Raw genomic sequence first — 25,892 nt, forward strand, 5'->3', positions numbered from 1 at the left:
CCGGTACGTCGTCGGTCGCGCCGCCGCCCGCCGCGGCAGCCGCATCGAGCGACACGGCAGCTGCACCGAGCGGCCCCGTGACGTTCGCGTGGCCGGCGCGCGGCCCCGTGCTGAACGGGTTCGACGACGCGAAGAACAAGGGCGTCAATATCGGCGGTACGGCCGGCGAGGCCGTGAAAGCGGCAGCCGATGGCCGCGTCGTCTATTCCGGCAATGGCCTGCGTGGCTACGGCAACCTCATTATCATCAAACACGATGCAACTTACCTCACGGCGTATGCACACAATCGCGCTTTGATGGTAAAAGAGGGGGACGCGGTGACGAAGGGGCAGAAGATCGCCGAGATGGGTAACAGCGACTCCGACCGCGTGATGCTGCATTTCGAGGTTCGCCGGCAGGGTAAGCCTGTCGATCCGCTGAAGTATTTGCCGCCTCAATAACCGAGACGACCATGCCGAAATCGAAGCGCCACGAGCCGCAAGCCGAGTCTGAGAAGATCAGTCGTGCCACGCAAGCATCGGTGGGGCGAGCAGGTGCTTCGACGGACGACGAAGACGACAACGCGGATAACGAACGCGATCTCGAGGCGCGCGACGCCGAGGCGGACGGTGGCGACGACGAGCGCGAAGGCCGGGCCGAGGCGTCGCCCGACGTCGACGATTTCCGCACGCTGCTGCAGGCCGAACTCACGGCCGACACGATCCAGCATTACCTGAACCGCATCAGCGTGAAGCCGCTGCTCACCGTCGAGGAGGAGCAGCGCTATTCGCGTCTGGCCAAGGCCGGTGAATTCGAGGCGCGGCAGGTGATGATCGAGCGCAACCTGCGCCTCGTCGTCAGCATCGCGAAGGGATACCTGAATCGTGGCGTGCCGCTGCTCGACCTGATCGAGGAAGGCAACCTCGGCCTGATGCATGCGATCGAAAAATTCGACCCGACGCGCGGCTTCCGTTTTTCGACCTACGCGACGTGGTGGATCCGCCAGAGCATCGAGCGGGCGATCATGAACCAGGCCCGCACGGTCCGCCTGCCCGTGCACGTGATCCGCGAACTGAACCAGGTGCTGCGCGCGAAGCGCCACCTCGAAAAGAATTCGATGTCGACGGGCGAAGCGGCCGAGCGCCGCGAAGCCAGCATCGACGACATCGCCTATCTCACCGGCAAGACCGCCGAGGAAGTCACCGACATCCTCGCGCTCAACGAGCACACGGCGTCGCTCGACGCGCCGCTCGACCTCGATCCCGCGAGCAGCCTGCTCGACCTGTTGCCCGACGACCAGAGCCAGTCGCCCGACGCCGAAGTGCAGCACCGCGAACTCGAGACGCTCACTCGCGCGTGGCTGTCGCGGCTGTCCGACAAGCACCGCCACGTGATCGAGCGCCGCTTCGGCCTGAATCACATCGAACCGGCGACGCTCGAGGAGCTGGCCGACGAGATGGGGCTCACGCGCGAGCGCGTGCGCCAGATCCAGCAGGAAGCGCTGGTGCGCCTCAAGCGGTTTTTCGCCTCCAACGGCGTGCGCAAGGACGCCGTTCTGTAACTGATGACTCCGATTCTTGTTTTTGACATCGAGACGATTCCCGATGTCGACGGCATTCGCCGTCTGGAAGACCTGCCCGCGACGCTCGACGATGCCGCGGTGGCCGAACATGCGTTCGCCGCGCGCCGCGAGAAGACCGGTGGCGATTTCCTGCCGCACCACCTGCAGCGCATCGCGGCGATCTCGTGTGTGTTCCGTGACAACAACGGGTTTCGCGTACGCTCGCTCGGCACGCCGCAGGACAACGAAGCCACGCTGATCCAATCGTTCTACCGCGTGATCGAGAAATACACGCCGCAGCTCGTGTCGTGGAACGGCGGTGGCTTCGATCTGCCGGTGCTCCATTACCGCGCGCTCGTGCACGGCATTCCCGCGACCCGCTACTGGGATCTCGGCGAGGACGACCGCGAATTCAAGTGGAACAACTACATCTCGCGCTATCACTCGCGGCATACCGACCTGATGGATGTGCTCGCGATGTATCAGGCGCGCGCGAACGCGCCGCTCGACGCACTCGCGAAGATGTGCGGCTTTCCGGGCAAGCTCGGGATGGATGGCAGCCAGGTGTGGCCGGCGTTCCTGGACGGGCGGATCGAGGAAATCCGCAACTATTGCGAAACCGACGTCGTCAATACCTACCTGCTGTATTGCCGGTTCCAGTTGATGCGCGGCGGCCTGACGCCGAGCGAATATGCGGACGAGATCCTGCTCGTGAAGAACTCGCTTGCGCAGGAGCCGGCGTCGCACTGGGCCGAATACCTCGCTGGCTTCACCGCGTAGCGCGGGCGGGGTGCGCCGAGGCCGGCGCGATCAATCGAGTTCGAGCAGCACCGGCTGGTGATCCGATGCGCGGACGTCGCCGTCGATTTCGCAGCGCATCACGCGCGGCAGCAGCGTATCGGTCACGAATACGAAGTCGCACGCAAGCGGCCCCTCCGACCATTGCACCGTATCGTAGACGCCCGCCGTCGGCGGTGGCGTGCGGCCGGGGTGCCGGGCAACCCATGTGTCGACGAAGCGCGGCGCGTCTGCGATCGGCGCCAGGAATCGACAATAGGCATCGCTGCCGAACGCGCTGTTGAAATCGCCGCAGACGATCGCATCGCACGGCTGGGCGGTCGTGCTGAACGGCCCCTCGGCAGTTTCGGCGGGCGCTGGTCGTGCCGCGTGTGCGCAGGCCTCGCGGTGCCGGTCGCGCAGCGCGTCGACCTGAGCGAGCCGCTGGCGCGCCGAATAGTATTCCAGATGCGTGGTGACCACGCGCAGCGGCCCGAAGGGCGCCTGCAGCTCGACGTCGAGCGCGACGCGCGGCATCGACGGCGCACCGGCGTCGGCCGGCCACGGCAGCAACTGGCGGAGCACGCGCCCGACCGGCAGCCGGGTCGCGATCGCATTGCCGAACTGGCGACGCGGTGCGCCGGCTTCGATCGGCGGCAGGTCGGCACCGATCGCTTCGATGATCGTATGGCCGGGCAGCAGCGCCGCGAGTTCGGCGAACTGGTCGGCGCCGGGCCGGCCGGGCAATGTGCCGAAGCCGCGCGTGACCTCCTGCAGGCACAGCACGTCGAAGTGGCCGAGCCCGCGGATCGCCGCGACGGTGCGCGAAAGATCGACGACGCCGTCCGCGTCCCGACCCCATTGGATGTTCCAGTCGATCAGTCGCATGGTCGAAACTCCTGCCGGGCGGATTCCAGGCCCGGGGGCACCCGCTCGGCTTCGCAGCGCCCGCCCGGGCGTGTTGCGTGCCTGGGCATTCCGGCGCAATGCCGTGCGGTCTATGCTCAAGTATGGACGCCTGCCTCATGCAAAGCGGGCGATGCGGGCCTTCGTCGTCTACAATCTCGCCTTCTTCAACGTTTGTCAGGAAAAGCTGGTGTCCGAAGCCGTCCCCACTTCTGCGCGCAAATCAAGAAATGCGCCCGTCGCGCCCGGAATCGCCCCGGTTCTCGAGATCGAATCGCTCGACATGGAAGCGCGCGGTGTCGGCCGCACGATCACCGAGGACGGCGAGCCGGGCAAGGTCATCTTCGTCGAGGGCGCGCTGCCGGGTGAGCGCGTGACCTATTCGAGCTTCCGCCGCAAGCCGAGCTACGAGCAGGCGACGGTTGTCGACATTCTGCGCCCGAGCGTGATGCGTACGAAGCCGAAATGCGCGTTCTTCGGCACCTGCGGTGGCTGCTCGATGCAGCATCTCGACATGCGCGCACAGGTGGCGGTCAAGCAGCGCGTGCTCGAAGACAACCTGTGGCACCTGGCGAAGCTGCGCGCGGAAACGATGTTCGCGCCGATTCACGGCCCGTCGTGGGGCTATCGCTACCGTGCACGCCTGACCGTGCGCAACGTTGCGAAGAAGGGCGGCGTGCTGGTCGGATTCCATGAGAAGAAGAGCAGCTACGTGGCCGACATGACGAGCTGCGAAGTGCTGCCGCCGCACGTGTCGGCGATGCTGGTGCCGCTGCGCCGGCTCGTCGAGGGGCTGTCGATTCGCGATCGGATGCCGCAGATCGAGCTCGCGGTCGGCTCGGAAGTCACGGCGCTCGTGCTGCGTGTGCTGGAACCGATCAACACGGACGACGAAGCGCTGCTGCGCGCGTTCGCGGACGAGCACAAGGTGCAGTTCTGGCTGCAGCCGAAGGGCCCCGATACGGTGACGCCGTTCTATCCGCTCGACGTGTCGCTCGATTACACGCTGCCGGAATTCGGTATCCGCATGCCGTTCAAGCCGACCGACTTCACGCAGGTCAATCATCAGATCAACCGCGTGCTGGTGGGCCGCGCGCTGCGCCTGCTCGCGCCGTCCCGCGACGATCGCGTGCTCGACCTGTTCTGCGGGATCGGCAACTTCACGCTGCCGCTCGCGCGGCTGTCGCGCGAGGTGATGGGCATCGAGGGCAGCGACACGCTGACGACGCGCGCACTGGCGAATGCGCGCGAAAACGGTGTCGACGGTCACACGACGTTCGCGTGCCGGAACCTGTTCGAAGTGACGGGCGACGACATCCGCGCGCTCGGCGCATTCGACAAGTTCCTGATCGACCCGCCGCGCGAAGGCGCGCTCGCGGTATCGAAGGCGCTGGCCGAGATCGCGCAGAGCGGTGAAGGCCCGCTGCCGAAGCGCATCGTCTATGTGTCGTGCAACCCGTCGACGCTGGCGCGCGACGCGGGCCTGCTCGTGCACGAGGCCGGCTACCGCCTGAAGGGCGCCGGTGTCGTGAACATGTTCCCGAATACGTCGCACGTCGAATCGATCGCACTGTTCGAGCGCGACTGAATTCCGGGCGGTGGACGTAAAAAAACCGGCCCGCGGGCCGGTTTTTTCATGATGCGTGGCGAACGTCAGTTGCGGTTGCCGCCGAAGATGCCGAGCAGCGCGAGCAGGTTCGTGAACACGTTGTACAGGTCGAGGTAGATCGCGAGCGTCGCCGAGATGTAGTTCGTCTCGCCGCCGTTCACGACGCGCTGGACGTCGAACAGCATGTAGGCGGAGAAGATCGCGATCGCGAGTACCGACACGGTGAGCATCAGCGCCGGGAGTTGCAGGAAGATGTTCGCGACCGATGCAAGCAGGATGACGATCACGCCCATGAACAGCCACTTGCCGAGCCCCGAGAAATCACGCTTGCTGACGGTGGCGATCGTCGCCATCGCGGCAAAGATGATGCCGGTGCCGCCGAACGCGAGCATGATCAGCGACGGGCCGTTCGAGAAGCCGAGGATGAAGCTCAGCAGCCGCGACAGCATCAGGCCCATGAAGAACGTGAAGCCGAGCAGCACGAACACGCCGGCCGCGCTGTTTTTCGTCCGCTCGATCGCGAACATGAAGCCGAACGCGATCGCGAAGAACGCGAGCAGGCTCATCATCGGGCTCGTGGCCGCGAACAGAGAGAAGCCCGTCGCGACGCCGACCCAGGCGCCCAGCACGGTCGGCACCATCGATAGCGCGAGCAGCCAGTACGTGTTCCGCAGCACGCGGTTGCGAACCTCGGCGGTGCTGACGGAACCGCCGCGGCCGAAATTGTACGGATAGTCGTTCATGGTTTCTCCTAACATTGAACGCGTGGGCGTCCGGGGCCGGTTCGGCGCGCGCGGTGTGCGGCGCAGCAAACCGGAGCAGCTATGGCTAAGATACGTTCCGTGCCGGGAGGTTTCAATGGCCGGGCGGCACAAAACATATGGATTCTGAACCTTTCATGCGTGTAAGGGTTCAATCGCAATGATACACGGGATCGTGCTACAATAGCGGATTCATTTGAACCTGTAACTTCTTAATTTCTTGGAGTTTTTATGGCAATCGAGCGCACCCTGTCGATCATCAAGCCGGATGCGGTGGCAAAGAACGTGATCGGCCAGATCTACAGCCGTTTCGAAGGCGCCGGCCTGAAGATCGTCGCATCGCGCATGGCACATCTGTCGCGTGCTGACGCAGAGAAGTTCTACGCGGTTCACGCAGCGCGTCCGTTCTTCAAGGACCTCGTCGATTTCATGATCTCGGGCCCGGTGATGATCCAGGTTCTGGAAGGTGAAGGCGCGATCCTGAAGAACCGCGACCTGATGGGCGCAACGGATCCGAAGAAGGCGGAAAAGGGCACGATCCGCGCCGACTTCGCCGACAGCATCGACGCGAACGCCGTGCACGGCTCGGACGCTGCGGAAACGGCAGCGGTCGAAGTCGCGTTCTTCTTCCCGGAAATGAACGTTTACTCGCGCTAAGCCCTGGCTGGCAGCAAGTAGGCAGGATTCAGCGCACGCGGCAAGGCAGCACATCATGACGAGCGAAACTTCCGTCAATCTTCTCGACTTCGATGCCGAGGGTCTTGTCGCGTACTGCGGCAGCCTCGGTGAGAAGCCGTTCCGCGCCAAGCAGTTGCAGCGCTGGATCCACCAGTACAACGCTGGCGATTTCGACGGCATGACCGACCTTGCGAAGTCCTTGAGAGAGAAGCTCAAGGGCCGCGCGTCGATCGTCATGCCCGAGATCGCCAGCGATCACGTTTCCACCGACGGCACGCGCAAGTGGCTGATCGACGTCGGAAACGGCAATGCGGTCGAAACCGTGTTCATCCCGGAAGAGACGCGCGGCACGCTGTGCGTGTCGTCGCAGGCCGGGTGTGCGGTGAACTGCCGCTTCTGTTCGACGGGCAAGCAGGGTTTTTCCCGCAACCTGTCGACAGCCGAAATCATCGGCCAGCTACGGATGGCCGAATTTGCATTGCGAGCGTCGCTGGGTCGCGCACCCGGCCCGAACGGCAAGGCCGAGCGGGTCGTCACCAACGTGGTGATGATGGGCATGGGCGAGCCGCTGTTGAATTACAGCGCGGTCGTGCCGGCCATGCGGCTGATGCTCGACGACAACGCGTACGGCCTGTCGCGCCGCCGCGTCACGCTGTCCACGTCCGGCGTGGTGCCGATGATGGACCGCCTTGGCGCCGAGTTGCCGGTCGCGCTGGCCGTTTCGCTGCACGCGCCCAACGATGCGCTGCGCGACGAGCTGGTGCCGCTCAACAAGAAGTATCCGCTGCGCGAGCTGATGGCGGCTTGCCAGCGCTACCTGAAAGTCGCGCCGCGCGACTTCATTACTTTCGAATACTGCATGCTGGACGGCGTCAACGACACCGAAGCGCATGCACGCGAACTGCTGGCCGTCACGCGCGACGTGCCGTGCAAGTTCAATCTGATCCCGTTCAATCCGTTTCCGGAATCGGGCCTCATCCGCTCGAAACCGGAGCAGATCAAGCGCTTTGCACAGGTTCTCATCGACGCGGGTGTCGTCACGACCGTGCGCAAGACGCGCGGCGACGACATCGATGCCGCGTGCGGCCAGCTGGCCGGCGCAGTGAAGGATCGCACGCGCCTCGCGGAACGAACGGGCGCAGCAGGGAAAATCATCGAGGTTCGGGCGATTTGACAGGGGCGCCTGGCCGGGGATGCCAGCGCCTTTGGGGCGGTACAACACGCGAATAGCGATCGGTCGCGGCGCCACGGCGTCGCGCATGGTATGGACAGTTGCGGGTGCCGGCCGGCGGGAACCGGTGGCGGCCGCCAGTGAAGAAGAATCGACGCGAGGACAAGGATGAGTGAGCCGCAGCCGTCTAACGGCGCAGAGACGAATGGCGCGAAGCCGGCACCGGCAGGGTTGGAATCGCTTGCGGCGGTCGGCAGCCGACTGGCGCAGCTTCGGGAGGCAAGAGGGTGGACCGTCGACGACGTGTCGGCGCGACTCAAGGTCGCACCGCAGAAGCTCCGGGCGCTCGAGGCGGGTGACATCAGTCATTTGCCCGGCGTGACGTTTGCACTCGGCGTCGTACGCAGCTACGCGAAGATGCTCGGCGTCGATCCGGAACCGTTCGCGCAGGCGTTGCGCCGTGAGCGCGGTGTGCCGGAAGTCGACCTGTCGATGCCCGCGTCGTCGGGGACGGATCTGCCGCGCGGCCGCGTATCGATTCCGCTGGGCGGATCGTCGCGGCATCATCCGTGGCTGTGGGGCACGGCGATCGTCGTCGTCGCGGTGGTCGCCGTACTGATGTGGCACACTGGCGGCGATTCGTCGAGCCTGCTCGCGCGTTTCAAGAGCGGCGACGCGGAGCATGCGTCGGCCGCGAGCGTGCCGGCGGCGGCATCCTCGTCAACCGTCGAAGAAGCGGCCTCGAGCGGGGCGGCTGCCGTGGTCGCGAATGAGGTTCCGGCCCCGGCTGCTGCATCTGCTGCGCCGGCACCGGTTATTGCGTCGGCAGCTCCGGCGCCCGCGCCGGTGGCGCCGGCCGTGACGGCCGCCGCATCGCAGCCTGTCGTGGCGACGACGGCGGCAAGCGCTGCCGCGCCGGCTCAGCCGGCGAGCGTCGCAGTCGCGGCCGGCCAGTCGATGGTCGAACTGAAGGTCAAGCAGGACAGCTGGTTCAGCGTGCGCGACAAGAGCGGCAAGGAGCTGTTCTCCGGGCTGGTACGCGGCGGCGAGGCGAAGCAGGTCGCGGGCGACGGCCCGTTCAAGGTCACGATCGGCAACAAGGCGGGCCTCGACACCGTTGCGTTCGACGGAAAACCCGTCGATCCGGCAAAATATTCGGCAGCGCGGGGTAACGTGGCGCGGTTCACGTTGCCCTGACGTCAAGCGCCGTGGCGAAGGCCTGTCGTCGATATCGGCAGGCCGTGAGGGCACGGCGCTTTTTCAATTCATGCGCCGCGTCGCGGCGCATTCCGCGTAAATGGATCTATCGATGCAATCCGAAGCTCAATCCCCACGCAGCAGTCAGATTTGTTCAACCGAGCCGGTGTTCGGCGGGCATCAGCCGCGCCGCGTATCGCATGCGGTGGATGTCCGCTGGGGCGGGCAGCTCGTGACGATCGGCGGCGACGCGCCGGTGCGCGTGCAGTCGATGACGAATACCGACACGGCCGACGCGATCGGCACGGCAATCCAGATCAAGGAACTCGCGAACGCGGGCTCCGAACTGGTGCGCATCACGGTCAACACGCCCGAGGCCGCGGCCGCCGTGCCGGCGATCCGCGAGCAGCTCGACCGCATGGGCGTGACCGTGCCGCTCGTCGGCGATTTCCACTACAACGGCCACCTGCTGCTGCGTGACTACCCGGGCTGCGCCGAGTCGCTGTCGAAGTACCGGATCAACCCGGGTAACGTCGGCCAGGGCGCGAAGCGCGATACGCAGTTCGCGCAGATGATCGAGGCCGCGGCCAAGTACGACAAGCCGGTACGGATCGGCGTGAACTGGGGCAGTCTCGACCAGGATCTGCTCGCGCGCATGATGGACGAGAACGGTGCGCGTTCGCAGCCGTGGGATGCGCAGAGCGTGATGTACGAGGCGCTGATCCAGTCGGCGATCGGCTCGGCCGAGCGCGCGGTCGAACTGGGCCTCGGCCGCGACCGTATCGTGCTGTCGTGCAAGGTCAGCGGCGTGCAGGACCTGATTGCCGTGTACCGCGAACTCGGCCGCCGCTGCGGCTTCGCGCTGCACCTCGGGCTGACCGAGGCCGGCATGGGCTCGAAGGGCATCGTGGCTTCGACGGCTGCACTCGGTGTGCTGCTGCAGGAAGGGATCGGCGACACGATCCGCATCTCGCTGACGCCGGAGCCGGGCGCATCGCGCACGGGCGAGGTGATCGTCGGCCAGGAAATCCTCCAGACGATGGGCCTGCGCTCATTCGCGCCGATGGTGATCGCGTGCCCGGGCTGCGGCCGTACGACGAGCACGCTGTTCCAGGAGCTCGCGATGCAGATCCAGACCTACCTGCGCGAACAGATGCCGGTCTGGCGCAAGGAGTATCCGGGCGTCGAGAAGATGAACGTCGCGGTGATGGGTTGCATCGTCAACGGCCCGGGCGAATCGAAGCACGCAAACATCGGCATCAGCCTGCCGGGTTCGGGCGAGAACCCGGCCGCGCCCGTCTTCATCGACGGCGAGAAGGTCAAGACGCTGCGCGGCGAGCGGATCGCCGAGGAATTCCAGCAGATCGTCAGCGACTATGTCGCACGCAATTACGGCCGTACCGAGGCCCTGAACTAATTCGTCCACACACACGATGACTGAACAAAAACGCAAGATCGAGAAGCTCACCGGCGTCAAGGGCATGAACGACATCCTCCCGCAGGATGCCGGCCTTTGGGAGTTCTTCGAAGCCACCGTGAAATCGCTGCTGCGCGCATACGGCTACCAGAACATCCGCACGCCGATCGTCGAGCACACGCAGCTCTTCACGCGCGGTATCGGCGAGGTCACGGACATCGTCGAGAAGGAGATGTACAGCTTCACCGACGCGCTGAACGGCGAGAACCTGACGATGCGCCCGGAAAATACCGCGGCCGTGGTGCGCGCGTCGATCGAGCACAACATGCTGTACGACGGCCCGAAGCGCCTGTGGTACATCGGCCCGATGTTCCGTCACGAGCGTCCGCAGCGCGGCCGCTATCGCCAGTTCCACCAGGTCGGCGTCGAGGCGCTCGGCTTCGCGGGCCCCGATGCGGATGCCGAGATCATCATGATGTGCCAGCGCCTGTGGGATGACCTCGGCCTGACCGGCATCAAGCTCGAGATCAACTCGCTCGGCCTCGCCGAAGAGCGTGCCGCGCACCGCGTCGAACTGATCAAGTACCTCGAGCAGTTCGCCGACGTGCTCGACGAGGATGCGAAGCGCCGTCTGTATACGAACCCGCTGCGCGTGCTCGACACGAAGAATCCCGCGCTGCAGGAAATCGCGCAGAACGCGCCGAAGCTGATCGACTTCCTCGGCGAAGAATCGCGCGCACACTTCGAAGGGCTGCAGCGCCTGCTGCTCGCGAACAACATCCCGTTCAAGATCAACCCGCGTCTCGTGCGTGGTCTCGACTATTACAACCTGACCGTGTTCGAGTGGGTGACCGACAAGCTCGGCGCGCAGGGCACGGTCGCGGCCGGCGGCCGCTACGATCCGCTGATCGAGCAGCTCGGCGGCAAGCCGACCGCGGCGTGCGGCTGGGCGATGGGCATCGAGCGGATCCTCGAACTGCTGAAGGAAGAAGATCTCGCGCCCGAGCAGGAAGGCGTCGACGTGTACGTCGTGCACCAGGGCGAGACCGCGCGCGAACAGGCGTTCATCGCGGCCGAGCGCCTGCGCGATACGGGCCTCGACGTGATCTTCCACTGCAGCGCGGACGGCGCGCCGGCGAGCTTCAAGTCGCAAATGAAACGGGCCGACGCCAGTGGCGCCGCGTTCGCGGTGATCTTCGGCGAAGAGGAGGTTGCGAACGGTACGGTGGGCGTGAAGGCGCTGCGCGGTGCGGGCGGAGACGGGGAAAAGAACGTTCAGCAGACCGTACCGGTCGAAGGCTTGACCGAATTCCTAATCAATGCGATGGTTGCATCCGCCGAAGACGGCGACGACTGATCGCGCTGGCATCCGCTCGACAAGAAAGGCCTGAACAGGAAGGAATCGCTCGCCGATGAGTTATCACGACGAACAAGAATCGATTGAAAGTCTGAAGGCGTGGTGGGCCCGCTGGGGCAACCTCACCACGTGGATCGTGCTCGCGGCGCTCGTCGTCGCGGCCGGTTTCAATGGCTGGAACTACTGGCAGCGCCGTCAGGCTGCCGAGGCGTCCGGGCTGTACGAACAGGTCCAGAAGGCTGCCGCCGCGAACGACAAGGCGACGATGGCTCGCGCGGCCGCCGACATGGAAGACAAGTTCGGCAGCACGCCGTATGCACAGATGACGGCGCTTTCCGCCGCGAAGACGCTGTACGCGGCCGGTGACACGGCAGGTGCGAAGGCGCAGCTGCAATGGGCCGTCGATCACGCCAAGGATGACGAGTACAAGCAGATCGCGAAGCTGCGCCTCGCGTCGCTGCTGCTCGACGAGAAGGCGTACGACGCGGGCCTCGCGCTGCTGTCGGGTACGCCGGTCGATGCATTCAAGGGCCTCGTGGCCGATCGCCGCGGCGATCTGCTTGCCGCGCAAGGCAAGACCGACGACGCGCGCGCCGCATACAAGCTCGCGCTCGACGGCCTGTCGAAGGACGACCAGTCTGCCCGCCAGCTCGTGCAGTTCAAGCTGGACGCGCTCGGCGGCTGAACCCCGGTCCCCTCAACCTCTTAACTCTGCTTCGCTAACCGATGAATTTGCTGAAACGTTACGCTGTGCCCGTTGCCTGCGCGGCGGCTGTCCTCGCATTGGCGGCCTGCTCGTCGTCGAAGGACGCGCGCCGCGTGCCGACGCCGCTCACCGAGTTCAAGCCCGTGATGGACGTGCAACAGGTCTGGAAGGCGAGCGTCGGCAAGGGCGGGCGTTACCTGTTCTCGCCGGTGGCCGTGGGCGACGCCGTCTATGCGGCGGGCGAAAACGGTTCGGTCGAGAAGATCGACGCGAAGACGGGCCAGACGGTCTGGCGCGCGAAGGTTGGCTCCGACCTGTCGGCCGGTGTCGGCAGCGACGGCAACCTGACCGCGGTCGGCGCGCTGAAGGGCGGCGTGTTCGTGCTGGGCCCGGACGGCAAGCAACTGTGGAAGACCAGCGTGCAGGGCGAGATCTTCTCGCCGCCGCTCGTCGGCAACGGCCTGGTGGTCGTCCGCACGATCGACGGCCAGGTGGTTGCGTTCAACGCGCAGACGGGCGAGCAGAAGTGGAACTACCGCAACCGCGCGGTGCCGCTGAACCTGCGTGTGTCGGCCGGCATGACGTTTGCCGGTGACGCGGCGGTGCTGGCGGGTTTCCCCGGCGGCGGGCTGGTCGCAATCAACCTGCAGACGGGCGAGCCGTTCTGGCAGACGCCGGTGTCGTTCCCGAAGGGCGTGACCGAGGTCGAGCGCATCAACGACGTCAGCGGCCCGCCGACGCTTGTGGGCGCGGAAGCCTGCGCGGTGACGTTCCAGGGGCAGCTCGGCTGCTTCGATGCGAACTCGGGGCGCCCGCTGTGGGAAAAGCCGTTCTCGAGCCGCAGCGGCCTCGCGCAGGACGACTCGGTCGTTGCCGGCGGCGACGACTGGTCGGTCGTGACCGCGTACGATGCCGCTTCGGGCAACCAGCTCTGGCGCAACGACAAGCTGAAGAGCCGCGACGTCGGCGTGCCGTACCTGCTCGGGCACGCGGTCGTGATGGGCGATTACAAGGGCTTCGTGCACTTCCTGTCGCGCGAAGACGGCAGCTTCATCGCGCGGATGAAGACCGACGGCAGCGCGATCACGGCGGCGCCGGTCCTCGCGGGCAATACGCTCGTCGTGCAGACGAAGGACGGCGGCCTGTACGGATTCCGTCCGCGCTGACGCGCAGGAAACATGCGCGGCCGCGGCGCGACGGGCTTGTCCCGCGCGCCGTGGTCGCGCGACTTGAAGGCGGCCGGTGCTCCCGGCCGCTCGGTATTTGAAAGGCAGTTCGAGACGAAAGACGACGGCGCGCATCGCGCGCCTGGCGCGCATCGCGCGCCTGGCGCGCGCGTCCGGCGCGGCGCGAATTCGTGATATTTTCATTCAGCGCAGCCGCCCGCAGCAGCGGGCCTCCCGCTGCTGCGCTTCACCGTAGAAAACACAGATGAAACCGGTCATTGCCCTCGTTGGGCGCCCCAATGTGGGGAAATCCACGCTGTTCAACCGGCTCACGCGTTCGCGTGATGCGCTGGTCGCCGACTTGCCCGGCCTGACGCGCGATCGCCATTACGGCGAAGGGCGCGTCGGCGAGCGGCCGTACCTGGTCGTCGATACGGGCGGCTTCGAGCCCGTCGCGAAGGACGGCATCCTGCACGAAATGGCGCGCCAGACGCGCCAGGCCGTCGAGGAAGCCGACGTCGTCGTGTTCATCGTTGACGGCCGCAACGGGCTCGCGCCGCAGGACAAGTCGATCGCCGACTACCTGCGCAAGACCGGCCGGCCGATCTTCCTGGTCGTCAACAAGGCCGAGGGGATGAAGTACACGGCGGTCGCGACCGACTTCTACGAGCTCGGGCTCGGCGATCCGCGCGCGATCTCGGCCGCGCACGGCGACGGCGTGACCGACATGATCAACGAGGCGCTGGAGGTCGCGTACGCGGACCGGCCGGCGGAAGAGGACGACAACGATCCGTCGCGCGGCATCAAGATCGCGATCGTCGGCCGCCCGAACGTCGGCAAGTCGACGCTCGTCAACGCGCTGATCGGCGAGGATCGCGTGATCGCGTTCGACATGCCGGGCACGACGCGCGATTCGATCTACGTCGACTTCGAGCGTAACGGCAAGAAATACACGCTGATCGACACGGCCGGCCTGCGACGCCGCGGCAAGGTGTTCGAGGCGATCGAGAAGTTCTCGGTCGTGAAGACCCTGCAATCGATCTCCGACGCGAACGTCGTCATTCTTCTGCTGGATGCGCAGCAGGACATTTCCGACCAGGACGCGCACATCGCCGGCTTCGTCGTCGAACAGGGTCGCGCGCTCGTGATCGGCGTCAACAAGTGGGACGGGCTCGACGAGCATGCGCGCGATCGGGCGAAAGCGGATTTGACCCGCAAGCTGAAATTCCTCGACTTCGCGAAATCGCACTTCATTTCTGCCACGAAGAAGACCGGCATCGGCACGCTGATGCGCTCGGTCGACGACGCGTACGCGGCGGCAATGGCGAAGCTGCCGACGCCGAAGCTCACGCGCGCGCTGATCGAGGCAGTCGAGTTCCAGCAGCCGCGCCGTCGCGGCCCGGTGCGTCCGAAGCTGCGCTACGCGCACCAGGGCGGCCAGAATCCGCCGATCATCGTCATCCACGGCAACGCGCTCGACGCCGTGACGGAAACGTACAAGCGTTACCTGGAAAACCGGTTCCGCGAAACTTTCTCACTGACAGGGACTCCATTGCGCATAGAGTTCCGTTCGTCGAACAATCCGTACGCGGACAAGAGCTGAAGCACGCCTGTTACACGCGTTACACAAGGGGTAGGCCGCACGGCCTATGCCCCGGGTGGGCCAGGCAAAATCGGCTATAGTGTAGCGATTGGCGCCGGATCTCTTTTTCTTCGCCGCCAATCCAGATCAACCTGCAAAAAAAGATGGAGTACGCCATGAGCAACAAAGGGCAATTGTTACAAGACCCGTTTTTGAACGCACTGCGCAAAGAGCACGTTCCCGTTTCGATCTACCTCGTCAATGGCATCAAGCTTCAAGGGAACATTGAATCGTTCGACCAGTACGTCGTGTTGCTCCGTAATACGGTGACCCAGATGGTGTACAAGCACGCCATCTCGACGGTCGTGCCGGCGCGCCCGGTGAATTTCCACCCGGACGCGGAAGCCTCGTCCTAACCTATCGCAGCGGCCGGCATCCGGTCGCCGCGAGCGACCGATGCCAGCCGCCTTATCTTGACACCCGAAAATTTGATCAACGCAGCGCTCGTCGGCATCGATTTCGGCAAGACCGATTTCGAAGCCAGTCTCGAAGAACTCAGTCTTCTCGCCTCCAGTGCGGGGGCCCGTCCCGCCGTCACCCTCACGGGTCGTCGCTCCAGTCCCGATGCCAAGATGTTCATCGGCAGCGGCAAAGCCGAAGAACTCCGGCTCGCCTGCGACGCGCACAACGTCGAAATCGTCATCTTCAATCACGCATTGGCGCCGGCCCAGCAACGTAATCTGGAGCAGGCACTTAACAGGCGTGTGGTCGATCGCACCAGCCTTATCCTCGACATCTTCGCGCAGCGCGCCCGTAGCCACGAAGGCAAGCTGCAGGTCGAGCTCGCGCAGCTCCAGTACCTGTCGACGCGACTCATTCGCGCGTGGACCCACCTCGAACGGCAGAAGGGTGGTATCGGCCTGCGCGGCCCTGGCGAAACCCAGCTCGAAACCGACCGCCGGCTGATCGGCGAGCGCATCAAGATGCTGAAGTCGCGGCTGGACCGGCTGCGCCGGCAACACAGCACGCAACGCCGGCAACGCGCGCGCAGCGGCACGATGTCGGTGTCGCTGGTCGGCTATACGAACGCGGGCAAGTCGACGCTGTTCAATGCGCTGACGAAAGCGCAGGCCTATGCGGCCGACCAGCTGTTCGCCACGCTCGACACCACGTCGCGGCGCGTGTATCTCGGCGACGAGGTCGGCCAGATCGTCGTGTCGGATACGGTCGGGTTCATCCGCGAGTTGCCTCACCAACTGGTCGCCGCATTCCGCGCGACCCTCGAGGAAACGATTCACGCGGATCTGCTGCTGCACGTGGTCGATGCATCGAGCGCGGTCAGGCTCGAGCAGATCGAGCAGGTCAACGGCGTGCTGCACGAGATCGGCGCGGACACGATCCGGCAGGTACTGGTGTTCAACAAGATCGACGCCGTGCCTGAGCTGGCGGCCCGCGGCGACGCGGTCGAGCGGGACGAGTATGGTAATATTTCGCGCGTCTTTTTGAGCGCGCGCACCGGTCAGGGTCTTGACGCGTTGCGTGCCGCCATCGCCGAAATCGCCTCCGCGGAACACCTTTCCGGCGCGACGTTACCCGACGGCGCGCTCGACGGCGCCCCCGCTGAACCACACGAAGACCACACGATTTCCGAACACGGGCGCTAACCGGTCCCGGCCGGTTCGCCGGCGTCTAATCTGGTGAACAAACTCTGGTGAACGAATACAACGAGCGGAGTACCTGGCGGCGGATGCGCGCCTTGCTGTCGATCAACGATCCCCGCTGGGGACGCGGCGAAGGCAATGGCAAAGACGGATCCCGTCCCCGTGCGAACGAATCGAAGCGTCCGCAAGGCGGCGACGGCGATGGTCCGCCCGATCTCGACGAGATGTGGCGCAACTTCAACCGGCGCCTGAACGGCCTTTTCGGCGGCAAGGGCGGCAACGGTTTTCGTCCTGACAACGGGCGAGCCGCGCGAGTCGGCGTAGGCATCGTGATCGGCGTGCTGGTCGCGGTCTACGCGGGCAGCGGGCTGTTCGTCGTGCAGGAAGGCCAGACAGGTGTCGTGCTGCAGCTCGGCAAACTGTCGGGTACGGTCGGTCAGGGCGTGCACTGGCGCGCGCCGTATCCGTTCGCGTCGCACGAGATCGTCGACACGTCGCAGGTCCGCTCGATCGAGATCGGCCGCAACAACGTCGTGCGCCTCGCGAACGTGAAGGAAGCCGCGATGCTGACGCGCGATGCCGATATCGTCGACGTGCGCTTCATCGTCCAGTACCGGATCCGTTCCGCGACCGATTACCTGTTCCGCAGCGTCGATCCGGAGCGCAGCGTGTCGCAGGCCGCGCAGGCTGCGGTGCGTGCGATCGTCGGTACGCGCAGCGCGGCCGACGTGCTGAACCAGGACCGCGACGCGCTGCGCGAGCAGCTTTCCACCGCGATCCAGCGCGATCTCGATCGCTACCAGTCGGGACTCGAGGTGACGGCCGTCACGATGCAGAGCGTTGCGGCGCCCGAGCAGACGCAGGCCGCGTACGGCGAAGTCGCCAAGGCGCGCGACGAGCGCGAGGCCGCGAAGCGCGCCGCGCAGGCGTATGCAAACGACCTGCTGCCGAAGGCGCAGGGCGATGCCGCGAAGCTCGTCGACGAAGCAAAGGCGTATGCCGATCGCGTGGTCACGGAAGCCGAAGGCGATGCCGACCGCTTCAAGCAGGTCTATGCGCAGTACTCGAAGGCGCCTGCGGTGATCCGTGAGCGGATGTATCTCGAGACGATGCAGGAAATCTATTCGAACTCGACGAAGGTGTTCGTCGGCAACAAGGGCGGCAACAGCGTCGTGTACCTGCCGCTCGACAAGCTCGTCGAGCAGGGGCGGCAAAACGCCGCGGCGTCCACGGGGGCATCCGCACCCGATGCGGCGTCGGCACCGGCGGCCGTCGCGCCGGCGGTAGCGGCGCCCGCGAGTGCGGCGTCGGCTGCGGCAGCGTCGGGCAACGACGTGCTGCGATCGCGCGAGGCGTTTCGCAGCCGGTCGCGCGAAGACGATCTGAAGTAACGGAGAGCGCAGAACATGAACCGAATCATTGCGCTCGTCGTCGCAATCGTGATCGTTGCCTTCGCGGCATCCTCGACAGTCCTTACCGTCGATCCGCGCCATGCGGCCGTGCTGTCGGGGCGCGACGGCGCCCAGCCTGAACTGGCGGGGCCCGGCATCCATTTCAAATTGCCGCCGCCGCTGCAGACGGCGACGCTGATCGACACGCGGCTGCAATCGCTCGAGTCGTCGGATCCGCTGCAACTGGCGACGGAAGACAAGCACGATCTGCTCGTCGCCTATGCGGTGAAGTACCGGATCGGCGATCCGATGAAGTATTTCACGGCGACGGGGGGCGACCCGGCGGCAGCCAGCGAACGTCTGGCCGGCGCACTGAAGGGCGCACTCGGCGACGCGTTCGGCAAGCGTGCGCTCGACGATGCGCTCGGCGGCCAGCGTGCGATCGCCGATGCGGCCCGCGACGAAGTGAAGGCAAAGGCGTCCGGTTTCGGCGTCGATGTGGTCGACGTCCAGCTGACGCGCGTCGACTTGCCCGCCGCGCAAACCGATGCCGTCTATCAGCGGATGATCGGCGCACTGCGCGATCAGGCCGCGCAGGTGCGTGCGCAAGGCGCGGCCGACGTCGAGCAGATCAAGGCCGACGCCGAACGCGAACAGCAGGCCGTGCTCGCGAACGCGTACAAGTCCGCGCAGACGATCAAGGGCGAGGGCGACGCGAAGGCTGCGACGATCGCCGCCGATGCGTTCGGCCGCGATCCGCAGTTCTATCAGTTCTACGCGAGCCTGCAGGCTTACCGGAACACGTTCAAGCGCAACGACATCATCGTCGTCGATCCCGACAGCGAGTTCTTCCGCTTCATGCGCAGCCCGACGGGCGGTGCCGCACCGGCGGCGGCTGCTCCCCGCAAACACTGACCTTGGGGCGCCGCGTCGAGCGGCGCCGTCGCTCGCATGGACCTGGCTGGCTCGTTGTTGCTCGCAGTAGCGCTGATGCTGATCATCGAGGGGGCGTTCCCCTTCGTGTTTCCCGTCGCCTGGCGCGACACGTTTCGTAGAATAGCTGAGCGGCCGCCGCATCATATCCGGATCGGCGGGCTGATCGTGATGGTGCTCGGGCTCATACTGTTGCTGCTCGCCACCTGATCCGGACGGCGCATCCGCCGTCCGTCCCGCCCGAATTCAGAATTTCCGATTCACATCGCGGCGCGCTTGGTCGCGCGCTGTTTCCCGTCGTAGGACCGTACCGATGTCGACCTGGTTACTTCCCGAGAATATCGCCGACGTGCTGCCGTCGGAAGCGCGCAAGATCGAGGAGCTGCGCCGCAGGCTGCTCGACCGCTTCCGTTCGTATGGCTACGAAATGGTGATGCCGCCGCTGCTCGAGTATCTCGAGTCGCTGCTGACGAGCGGCGGCGCCGACCTGCGCCTGCGCACCTTCAAGCTGGTCGACCAGCTGTCGGGCCGTACGCTCGGCCTGCGCGCGGACATCACGCCGCAGGTCGCGCGGATCGACGCGCACCTGTTGAACCGCCAGGGCGTGACGCGCCTTTGCTATGCGGGCCACGTGATGCATACGCGTCCGCGCGGCCTGCACGCGACGCGCGAGCAGATCCAGATCGGCGCCGAAATTTACGGGCATGCCGGGCTGGAAGCCGACCTCGAGATCCAGCAACTCATGCTCGATGCGCTGCATCTCGCAGGCCTGTCGCGCATTCGTCTCGACCTCGGCCACGCGGGCGTGCTCGCGGCGCTGCTGGCGCGCGACGCGCAGGCCGCGGAGCGTGGCGAGTCGCTGTACGACGCGCTGTCGGGCAAGGACGTGCCGCTGCTGAACGAACTGACCGACGATCTCGGCGCCGATACGCGCGCCGCGCTGCGCGCGCTGCCGCACCTCTATGGCGATGCGAGCGTGCTCGCCGAGGCGCGGACGCGGTTGCCGGTGCTGCCCGAAATCACGCGGGCGCTCGACGATCTGGCGCAACTCGCGGCGCAGGCGAAGGGTGCCGAAGTGGCGATCGATCTGGGCGATCTGCGCGGCTACGCGTATCACAGCGGCGCGATGTTCAGCGCCTACATCGACGGCGTGCCGAACGCGATCGCACGCGGCGGCCGCTACGACCACGTCGGCCAGGCGTATGGTCGTGCGCGTCCGGCCACCGGCTTCTCGCTCGACCTGCGCGAGCTCGCCCGGATTTCGCCGGTCGAGGCTCGCGGTACCGCGATTCTCGCGCCGTGGGCGCAGGACGACGCGCTGAGCGCGGCCGTTTCGGCGCTGCGCGATGCGGGTGAGGTCGTGATCCAGGCGCTGCCCGGCCACGATCACGTGCTCGACGAGTTCGCCTGCGACCGTTCGCTCGTCGAGCGCGACGGCGCATGGGTGGTCGAACCCCGATAAAGAGGCGTTCGCGGGACGTGCTTCGGCGTGCATATCGTTGAAGCGAAACGGAAAAATTCGGAATCGCCCGCGAACATAGGTAGAATACGTTTTTAACCAGCTAACGAATCAACATGTCTGCCAGCGCAGTGAACGTGACTCCCGGGCGCAATGTCGTCGTCGTGGGAACGCAATGGGGTGATGAAGGCAAGGGCAAGATCGTCGACTGGCTGACGGACCACGCTCAGGGCGTCGTGCGTTTCCAGGGCGGTCACAACGCCGGCCACACCCTCATCATCGGCGGCAAGAAAACGATCTTGCGCCTCATTCCGTCGGGCATCATGCGTGAAGGCGTCGCCTGCTACATCGGCAACGGCGTCGTCCTGTCCCCTGAAGCACTGTTCAAGGAAATCGGCGAGCTGGAAGAGGCCGGCGTGAACGTGCGCGACCGCCTGTTCATTTCCGAAGCGACGACGCTGATCCTGCCGTACCACATCGCGATCGACCAGGCGCGCGAAGCGCGCAAGGGCGCGGGCAAGATCGGCACGACGGGTCGCGGCATCGGCCCCGCGTACGAAGACAAGGTCGGCCGCCGCGCGCTGCGCGTGCAGGACCTGTTCGACGCGAAGACCTTCGCCGACCGCCTGCGCGAAAACCTCGATTTCCACAACTTCGTGCTGACCCAGTACCTGGGCGGCGCGGCCGTCGATTTCCAGGCGACGCTCGACACGATGCTCGGTTATGCCGACCGCCTGAAGCCGATGGTGGCCGACGTGTCGCGCCGCCTGTACGACGCGAACAATGCGGGCCAGAACCTGCTGTTCGAAGGCGCACAAGGCACGCTGCTCGACATCGATCACGGCACCTATCCGTTCGTCACGTCGAGCAACTGCGTCGCAGGTGCGGCGTCGGCCGGCGCGGGCGTGGGCCCGCAGAAGCTCAACTACATCCTCGGCATCACGAAGGCGTATTGCACGCGCGTCGGCTCGGGCCCGTTCCCGAGCGAACTGTACGATGCGGACAACCCGCAGCGTCAGGACCAGGTCGGCGTCACGCTCGCGAACGTCGGCAAGGAATTCGGTTCGGTCACCGGCCGTCCGCGCCGCACGGGCTGGCTCGACGCGGCCGCGCTGCGCCGCTCGATCCAGATCAACGGCGTGTCGGGCCTGTGCATGACGAAGCTCGACGTGCTCGACGGCCTCGACGAAGTCAAACTGTGCGTCGGCTACAAGATCGACGGCAAGGATGCGGACATCCTGCCGCGCGGTGCCGCCGACGTGGCCCGTTGCGAGCCCGTATACGAAACGTTTGCCGGCTGGAAGGAAAGCACGGTCGGCATCAAGACGTGGGAAGCGCTGCCGGCGAACGCCCAGGCTTACCTGACCCGCGTCCAGGAAGTGGCCGGTGTGCCGGTCGACATGGTATCGACGGGCCCGGACCGCGACGAAACGATCCTGCTCCGCCATCCGTTCAAGGTGTAACCCCAGATGACGCAGCAAATCACGATGACGGCGGCAGACTTGATGACCGATCCGCGCAACGACGACAAGAACCTGTGGGTAGGCTGGGACGAATATCACCGTCTCATCGAGCTGCTCGCGCTCCAGGTACATGCATCGGGCTGGAAGTTCGACCAGATCCTGTGCCTCGCGCGCGGCGGCCTGCGCGTCGGCGATCAACTGTCGCGCATCTACGACGTGCCGCTCGCGATCCTCGCGACGAGTTCGTACCGGGAAGCGGCCGGCACGGAGCAGGGCGAGCTCGACATCGCGCAGTACATCACGATGACGCGCGGCAATCTGGCGGGCAACGTGCTGCTGGTCGACGATCTCGTCGATTCGGGCGTCACGCTTGCGCGCGTGCAGGAGCACCTGAAGGAGCGCTACCCGTCCGTGACGGCCGTGCGTTCTGCCGTGCTCTGGTACAAGGGTTGCTCGAAGGTCAAGCCCGACTATCACACGCAGTATCTGCCGACGAATCCGTGGATTCATCAGCCGTTCGAGGAGTGGGATACGGTTCGCCCGCACAACCTCGAGGCGTGGATCAAGCGCGGTCGCGCACAGCGCGACGGTTCGGGCGCGTAAGCGGCCGGCCAATCGAAGGAAAGCCTTGTACGGCGCCGCTTGCGGCGCCGTTTTTCATTGGGGCGCCATGCACGCCGGCGGCGCGCGGGCCGCGGATCCGGTAGGCAGACGGCGCTGCCCCGGCTATGATTGGCAGCCCTGCCACAGCTTGCGCCGGATTGCATGCATGGCGTGGCTCACGTGGTTCCAAGGCAACAGAGCAGGGCGGCGTTTCAAGGGGGCGCGAGTAGAATAGCGCTCGTTTTGTCCGACCCGGACCCGATTATTACGCTTCATATGAACGACACGATCCACGCGACCGACGCAGCACACGCGCCGCATTCGACGCAGCAACACTCGATGCGGGCGCTAGCGATAGCAGCCATCGGCGTCGTGTTCGGCGACATCGGCACCAGCCCGCTGTATTCGCTCAAGGAGGCGTTCAGCCCCGCACACGGTATCCCGCTCACCGAAGGATCGATTCTCGGTGTGATCTCGCTGCTGTTCTGGGCAATCATCCTGGTGGTCGGCATCAAGTACCTGCTGTTCGTGATGCGGGCGGACAACAACGGCGAAGGCGGCGTGCTCGCGCTGATGGCGCTGTCGTTGCGGCCGCTCGACTCGAAGACCCGCGTCGCGGGCGCGCTGATGGCGCTCGGGATTTTCGGCGCATGCATGTTCTACGGGGACGCGGTGATCACGCCGGCGATCTCGGTGATGTCGGCGGTCGAAGGTCTCGAGATCGCGACGCCCCACCTGTCCCATCTCGTGATGCCGATCACGATCGTGATCCTGATCGCGCTGTTCTGGATCCAGCGCCACGGCACCGCGCTGGTCGGCAAGCTGTTCGGCCCGATCATGGTGCTGTGGTTCGTTGTGATTGCCGCGCTCGGCGTGTACCACATCGTGCGCGTGCCGGGCATCATCGCGGCAATCAACCCGTATTACGCCGCGTCGTTCATGTCGGAGCATGTGCTGCAGGCCTATGTCGTGCTCGGCTCGGTCGTGCTGGTGCTGACCGGTGCGGAAGCGCTTTACGCGGACATGGGCCACTTCGGCGCGAAGCCGATCCGCATCGCCGCGTACGGGCTCGTGATGCCGTCGCTCGTGCTGAACTACTTCGGCCAGGGCGCGCTGCTGATCCAGAACCCGAAGGCGATCGAGAACCCGTTCTTCCTGCTGGCACCCGAATGGGGGCTGCTGCCGCTCGTCGTGCTGTCGACGGTCGCGACCGTGATCGCGTCGCAGGCGGTGATCTCGGGCGCGTATTCGCTGACGTCGCAGGCCATCCAGCTCGGCTACGTGCCGCGCATGAAAGTGCTGCATACGTCCGATCTCGCGATCGGCCAGATCTACGTGCCGGTCGTGAACTGGCTGCTGCTGTTCGTGATCCTCTGCATCGTCATCGGCTTCAAGAGCTCCGACAACCTCGCGGCCGCGTACGGCATCGCGGTGACGGCGACGATGGTGATCACGACCGTGCTCGCCGCGGTCGTGATGGTGAAGGTGTGGAACTGGAACCGGCTGCTGGTCGGCGCGATCATCGCCGTGTTCCTCGCGGTCGACCTCGGCTTTTTCGGCGCGAACCTGCTGAAGGTTGCGCAGGGCGGCTGGCTGCCGCTCGGCATCGGCGCGTTGCTGTTCTTCCTGCTGATGACCTGGTACAAGGGGCGTCACATCGTCAAGGAGCGCACGGCCGCCGACGGTATTCCGCTCGAGCCGTTCCTGCAGGGCCTGCTCGCGCATCCGCCGCATCGTGTGTCGGGCACCGCGATCTACCTGACCGGCAACGACAAGCTCGTGCCCGTCAGCCTGCTGCACAACCTGAAGCACAACAAGGTGCTGCATGAGCGGACCATTTTCCTCACGTTCGTGACGCGCGATTTTCCCTACGTGCGCGACGACAAGCGCCAGACCGCGCGTGATGCGGGCGGCGGGCTGTATATCGTCAAGGCCGAGTACGGCTTCAACGAGACGCCGGACGTGAAGGCCGTGCTCGAGGAATTCGGCCGCACGCACGACATGACGTTCGAGCTGATGGACACGTCGTTCTTCCTCGCGCGCGAAACGGTCGTGCCGACGCATCTGCCCGGGATGTCGATCTGGCGCGAGCGCGTGTTCGCGTGGATGCACCAGAATGCCGCGAAGCCGACCGACTTCTTCTCGATCCCGGCGAACCGCGTGGTCGAGCTCGGGACGAAGATCGAGATCTGACCGGGGGCGGCGCGCGGGTCGTTCAGCCGCGCGCCGCCGAGTCCGCCGACCAGGCAATCAGGCCGCGATCGTCCGCATCGCCGGCCGCGGCCGCAGCCGTATAGCGCTGCGTATCCCGCGCGACCCAATCCAGATAACCGCGAATCCAGTATCGGCAGCCGTCGACAAGGCCGCGCACGCGCGTGTCGGCATGCTGGGCGAGTGCATCGGCGCACAGGACGAATGCGCTGATCTCGGCGCGCACACGCTCGGCCGTGTAGTCGACGCTGGCCTGCAGCGTATGGCCGCGGGAAGCGTGGATCATCACCATGTTCCGGAACTGCCCGGGCTGGCCCGCTTCGACGCCGACGCTCTGGATGTCGTTGCTCCAGCAGACGATATGGTTCGCATGCCGGAACAGCGTCTGGATTTCCGGCCGATGAAACGTATCGGGCGGGACGGCACCGGCATTGGCCGCGTCCGCCAGCGCGAGGCAAGGATTCATCCCGCTCGTGTGACGCCGGATCGTTTCGTATTGCTGCACTGCGATCGGCTCGGCCCTCAGGTGGCCGATAATCTGCAGTCCGGCCGTGGTGGCCCACAGGCGCATGCCTTGTGCGAAGCGCGCGAAATGTTCGGCCGACAGGCGGGCGCGCAGGCGCTGGCACACATCGAGCCATGCTCGCTCGCCATATATGGGCTGGGGGCCGGTACATTCGTAGTCGAGCACATCGATCATCGCGGTCAGATTGAGCAACGTATCGGGGCCGACCGGCTCGACGCGATCGACGAACAGGTCGTCGACGAGAAAGAACCACACGAAATAATCGGCGAGCGCCTGCAGCAGGGAAGGATCGGCGTTCGGGTAACAGCGCGCGGCGAGCCAGCCGTATCGGGTGCGTACGACGCGTTCCCGGTACGCGTCGCTGATGAACAGGCCGTATGCGTCGGCCCACTCGAGCATGCGCGCTTCGATTCGCTCGACGTGCGGTGAACAGGCGCCGGCCCACGGCACGTCGAAAACGGGCATGTGCAATGCGGCCAGTTCGGTTTTCAGATGATCGTCTGTCATGGTTTCCCGATCCATTTTCGCGAATCCGTCCCGGTTCGCCGGTCAGGCGAATACCGGATGCAATGCGTCGCGAATCGACTGCAAAAAAGGCAAGACCGAAACACGGGAGGCAGGATATTCACCGTACATGCGAGCGCCGCGGAGAACGCTGCCGCTGAACGGCAAGATCGCTGCCCAATACAGAAGCATCAAAATACGGCCGTTCGAAAACTTATTTTATGTGTCACTTGTGAAGCGTCAAGAAAACGCATGTCGCAACGAGGATTGTTTA

24 protein-coding genes are annotated in these 25,892 nt (G+C 65.5%); 21 read left to right on the forward strand and 3 right to left on the reverse strand.

The genetic code is table 11. The features are described from left to right. The 3 genes from ABY44_RS28495 to ABY44_RS28505 all read left to right on the forward strand — a co-directional run. The coding region (locus ABY44_RS28495) for a murein hydrolase activator EnvC family protein (RefSeq protein ID WP_431642845.1) at positions 1-440 on the forward strand (440 nt) is incomplete at its 5' end. Between the two features lie 11 nt (positions 441-451). Continuing rightward, complete coding sequence (rpoS, locus tag ABY44_RS28500; RefSeq protein ID WP_027787230.1) at positions 452-1,540, forward strand: RNA polymerase sigma factor RpoS; 1,089 nt, start codon at positions 452-454, stop codon at positions 1,538-1,540. A 3-nt stretch (positions 1,541-1,543) separates the two neighbouring features. Next, positions 1,544-2,320: a 3'-5' exonuclease gene (locus tag ABY44_RS28505; protein ID WP_021163110.1), complete on the forward strand. Its 777-nt coding sequence runs from the start codon at positions 1,544-1,546 to the stop codon at positions 2,318-2,320. Positions 2,321-2,350: 30 nt separating this feature from the next. Here the strand turns inward: ABY44_RS28505 and ABY44_RS28510 are convergent, their stop codons facing one another. Continuing rightward, positions 2,351-3,205, reverse strand: a complete 855-nt coding sequence (locus ABY44_RS28510) for an endonuclease/exonuclease/phosphatase family protein (protein ID WP_060174297.1) — start codon at positions 3,203-3,205, stop codon at positions 2,351-2,353. 151 nt (positions 3,206-3,356) lie between these two features. On the opposite strand from ABY44_RS28510, the gene rlmD reads away from it, so the two are divergent. Further along, positions 3,357-4,811, forward strand: coding sequence for a 23S rRNA (uracil(1939)-C(5))-methyltransferase RlmD (rlmD, locus tag ABY44_RS28515; protein WP_034195763.1), 1,455 nt, complete (start codon positions 3,357-3,359; stop codon positions 4,809-4,811). 65 nt (positions 4,812-4,876) lie between these two features. On the opposite strand, the gene ABY44_RS28520 is transcribed toward rlmD, so the two are convergent. Continuing rightward, positions 4,877-5,575, reverse strand: a complete 699-nt coding sequence (locus ABY44_RS28520; protein WP_006761414.1) for a Bax inhibitor-1/YccA family protein — start codon at positions 5,573-5,575, stop codon at positions 4,877-4,879. A gap of 249 nt (positions 5,576-5,824) precedes the next feature. Between ABY44_RS28520 and ndk the strand changes: the two genes are divergently transcribed. The 17 genes from ndk to ABY44_RS28605 all read left to right on the forward strand — a co-directional run bounded on the left by ndk (position 5,825) and on the right by ABY44_RS28605 (position 24,570). Then, on the forward strand, positions 5,825-6,250 hold the full coding sequence (ndk, locus tag ABY44_RS28525) for a nucleoside-diphosphate kinase (protein WP_011352265.1): 426 nt from the start codon (positions 5,825-5,827) through the stop codon (positions 6,248-6,250). 55 nt (positions 6,251-6,305) lie between these two features. Beyond that, positions 6,306-7,445 (forward strand): 23S rRNA (adenine(2503)-C(2))-methyltransferase RlmN, encoded by a 1,140-nt coding sequence (rlmN, locus tag ABY44_RS28530; RefSeq protein WP_027787233.1) that lies wholly within the window; start codon positions 6,306-6,308, stop codon positions 7,443-7,445. 165 nt (positions 7,446-7,610) lie between these two features. After that, positions 7,611-8,639 (forward strand): helix-turn-helix domain-containing protein, encoded by a 1,029-nt coding sequence (locus ABY44_RS28535; RefSeq protein ID WP_027787234.1) that lies wholly within the window; start codon positions 7,611-7,613, stop codon positions 8,637-8,639. 112 nt (positions 8,640-8,751) lie between these two features. Continuing rightward, complete coding sequence (gene ispG / locus ABY44_RS28540) at positions 8,752-10,056, forward strand: flavodoxin-dependent (E)-4-hydroxy-3-methylbut-2-enyl-diphosphate synthase (protein ID WP_027787235.1); 1,305 nt, start codon at positions 8,752-8,754, stop codon at positions 10,054-10,056. Between the two features lie 16 nt (positions 10,057-10,072). After that, positions 10,073-11,413 carry a histidine--tRNA ligase gene (hisS, locus tag ABY44_RS28545; protein WP_027787236.1) on the forward strand — a complete coding sequence of 447 codons (1,341 nt, stop codon included), beginning with the start codon at positions 10,073-10,075 and terminating at the stop codon, positions 11,411-11,413. A 55-nt stretch (positions 11,414-11,468) separates the two neighbouring features. After that, positions 11,469-12,098 (forward strand): tetratricopeptide repeat protein, encoded by a 630-nt coding sequence (locus tag ABY44_RS28550; RefSeq protein ID WP_027787237.1) that lies wholly within the window; start codon positions 11,469-11,471, stop codon positions 12,096-12,098. Between the two features lie 41 nt (positions 12,099-12,139). Then, positions 12,140-13,285: an outer membrane protein assembly factor BamB gene (gene bamB / locus ABY44_RS28555; RefSeq protein ID WP_042977620.1), complete on the forward strand. Its 1,146-nt coding sequence runs from the start codon at positions 12,140-12,142 to the stop codon at positions 13,283-13,285. A 265-nt stretch (positions 13,286-13,550) separates the two neighbouring features. Then, a complete protein-coding gene (der, locus tag ABY44_RS28560) occupies positions 13,551-14,888 on the forward strand; it encodes a ribosome biogenesis GTPase Der (protein WP_027787239.1) in 1,338 nt (445 codons plus the stop codon). 155 nt (positions 14,889-15,043) lie between these two features. Further along, on the forward strand, positions 15,044-15,283 hold the full coding sequence (gene hfq, locus ABY44_RS28565; RefSeq protein WP_006399927.1) for an RNA chaperone Hfq: 240 nt from the start codon (positions 15,044-15,046) through the stop codon (positions 15,281-15,283). A 72-nt stretch (positions 15,284-15,355) separates the two neighbouring features. Then, entirely contained in the window at positions 15,356-16,531 is a 1,176-nt protein-coding gene (hflX, locus tag ABY44_RS28570; RefSeq protein WP_027787240.1) for a GTPase HflX, read from the forward strand. A gap of 47 nt (positions 16,532-16,578) precedes the next feature. Then, positions 16,579-17,919, forward strand: coding sequence for an FtsH protease activity modulator HflK (hflK, locus tag ABY44_RS28575; RefSeq protein WP_021163120.1), 1,341 nt, complete (start codon positions 16,579-16,581; stop codon positions 17,917-17,919). 15 nt (positions 17,920-17,934) lie between these two features. Beyond that, complete coding sequence (hflC, locus tag ABY44_RS28580; RefSeq protein ID WP_027787241.1) at positions 17,935-18,834, forward strand: protease modulator HflC; 900 nt, start codon at positions 17,935-17,937, stop codon at positions 18,832-18,834. Positions 18,835-18,870: 36 nt separating this feature from the next. Further along, positions 18,871-19,062, forward strand: coding sequence for a DUF2065 domain-containing protein (locus tag ABY44_RS28585; protein WP_011352254.1), 192 nt, complete (start codon positions 18,871-18,873; stop codon positions 19,060-19,062). A gap of 103 nt (positions 19,063-19,165) precedes the next feature. Beyond that, on the forward strand, positions 19,166-20,314 hold the full coding sequence (locus ABY44_RS28590) for an ATP phosphoribosyltransferase regulatory subunit (RefSeq protein WP_059694539.1): 1,149 nt from the start codon (positions 19,166-19,168) through the stop codon (positions 20,312-20,314). Positions 20,315-20,427: 113 nt separating this feature from the next. Then, a complete protein-coding gene (locus ABY44_RS28595) occupies positions 20,428-21,774 on the forward strand; it encodes an adenylosuccinate synthase (RefSeq protein ID WP_011352252.1) in 1,347 nt (448 codons plus the stop codon). A gap of 6 nt (positions 21,775-21,780) precedes the next feature. Continuing rightward, positions 21,781-22,377 carry a phosphoribosyltransferase gene (locus tag ABY44_RS28600; protein ID WP_021163124.1) on the forward strand — a complete coding sequence of 199 codons (597 nt, stop codon included), beginning with the start codon at positions 21,781-21,783 and terminating at the stop codon, positions 22,375-22,377. A gap of 276 nt (positions 22,378-22,653) precedes the next feature. Continuing rightward, complete coding sequence (locus ABY44_RS28605) at positions 22,654-24,570, forward strand: potassium transporter Kup (protein ID WP_027787243.1); 1,917 nt, start codon at positions 22,654-22,656, stop codon at positions 24,568-24,570. Positions 24,571-24,592: 22 nt separating this feature from the next. On the opposite strand, the gene ABY44_RS28610 is transcribed toward ABY44_RS28605, so the two are convergent. Continuing rightward, on the reverse strand, positions 24,593-25,621 hold the full coding sequence (locus tag ABY44_RS28610; RefSeq protein ID WP_060174296.1) for a terpene synthase family protein: 1,029 nt from the start codon (positions 25,619-25,621) through the stop codon (positions 24,593-24,595). Positions 25,622-25,892: the final 271 nt, after the last annotated feature.

The organism is Burkholderia sp. ZZQ-2 (assembly GCF_050768715.1).
GTDB lineage: Bacteria > Pseudomonadota > Gammaproteobacteria > Burkholderiales > Burkholderiaceae > Burkholderia > Burkholderia cepacia.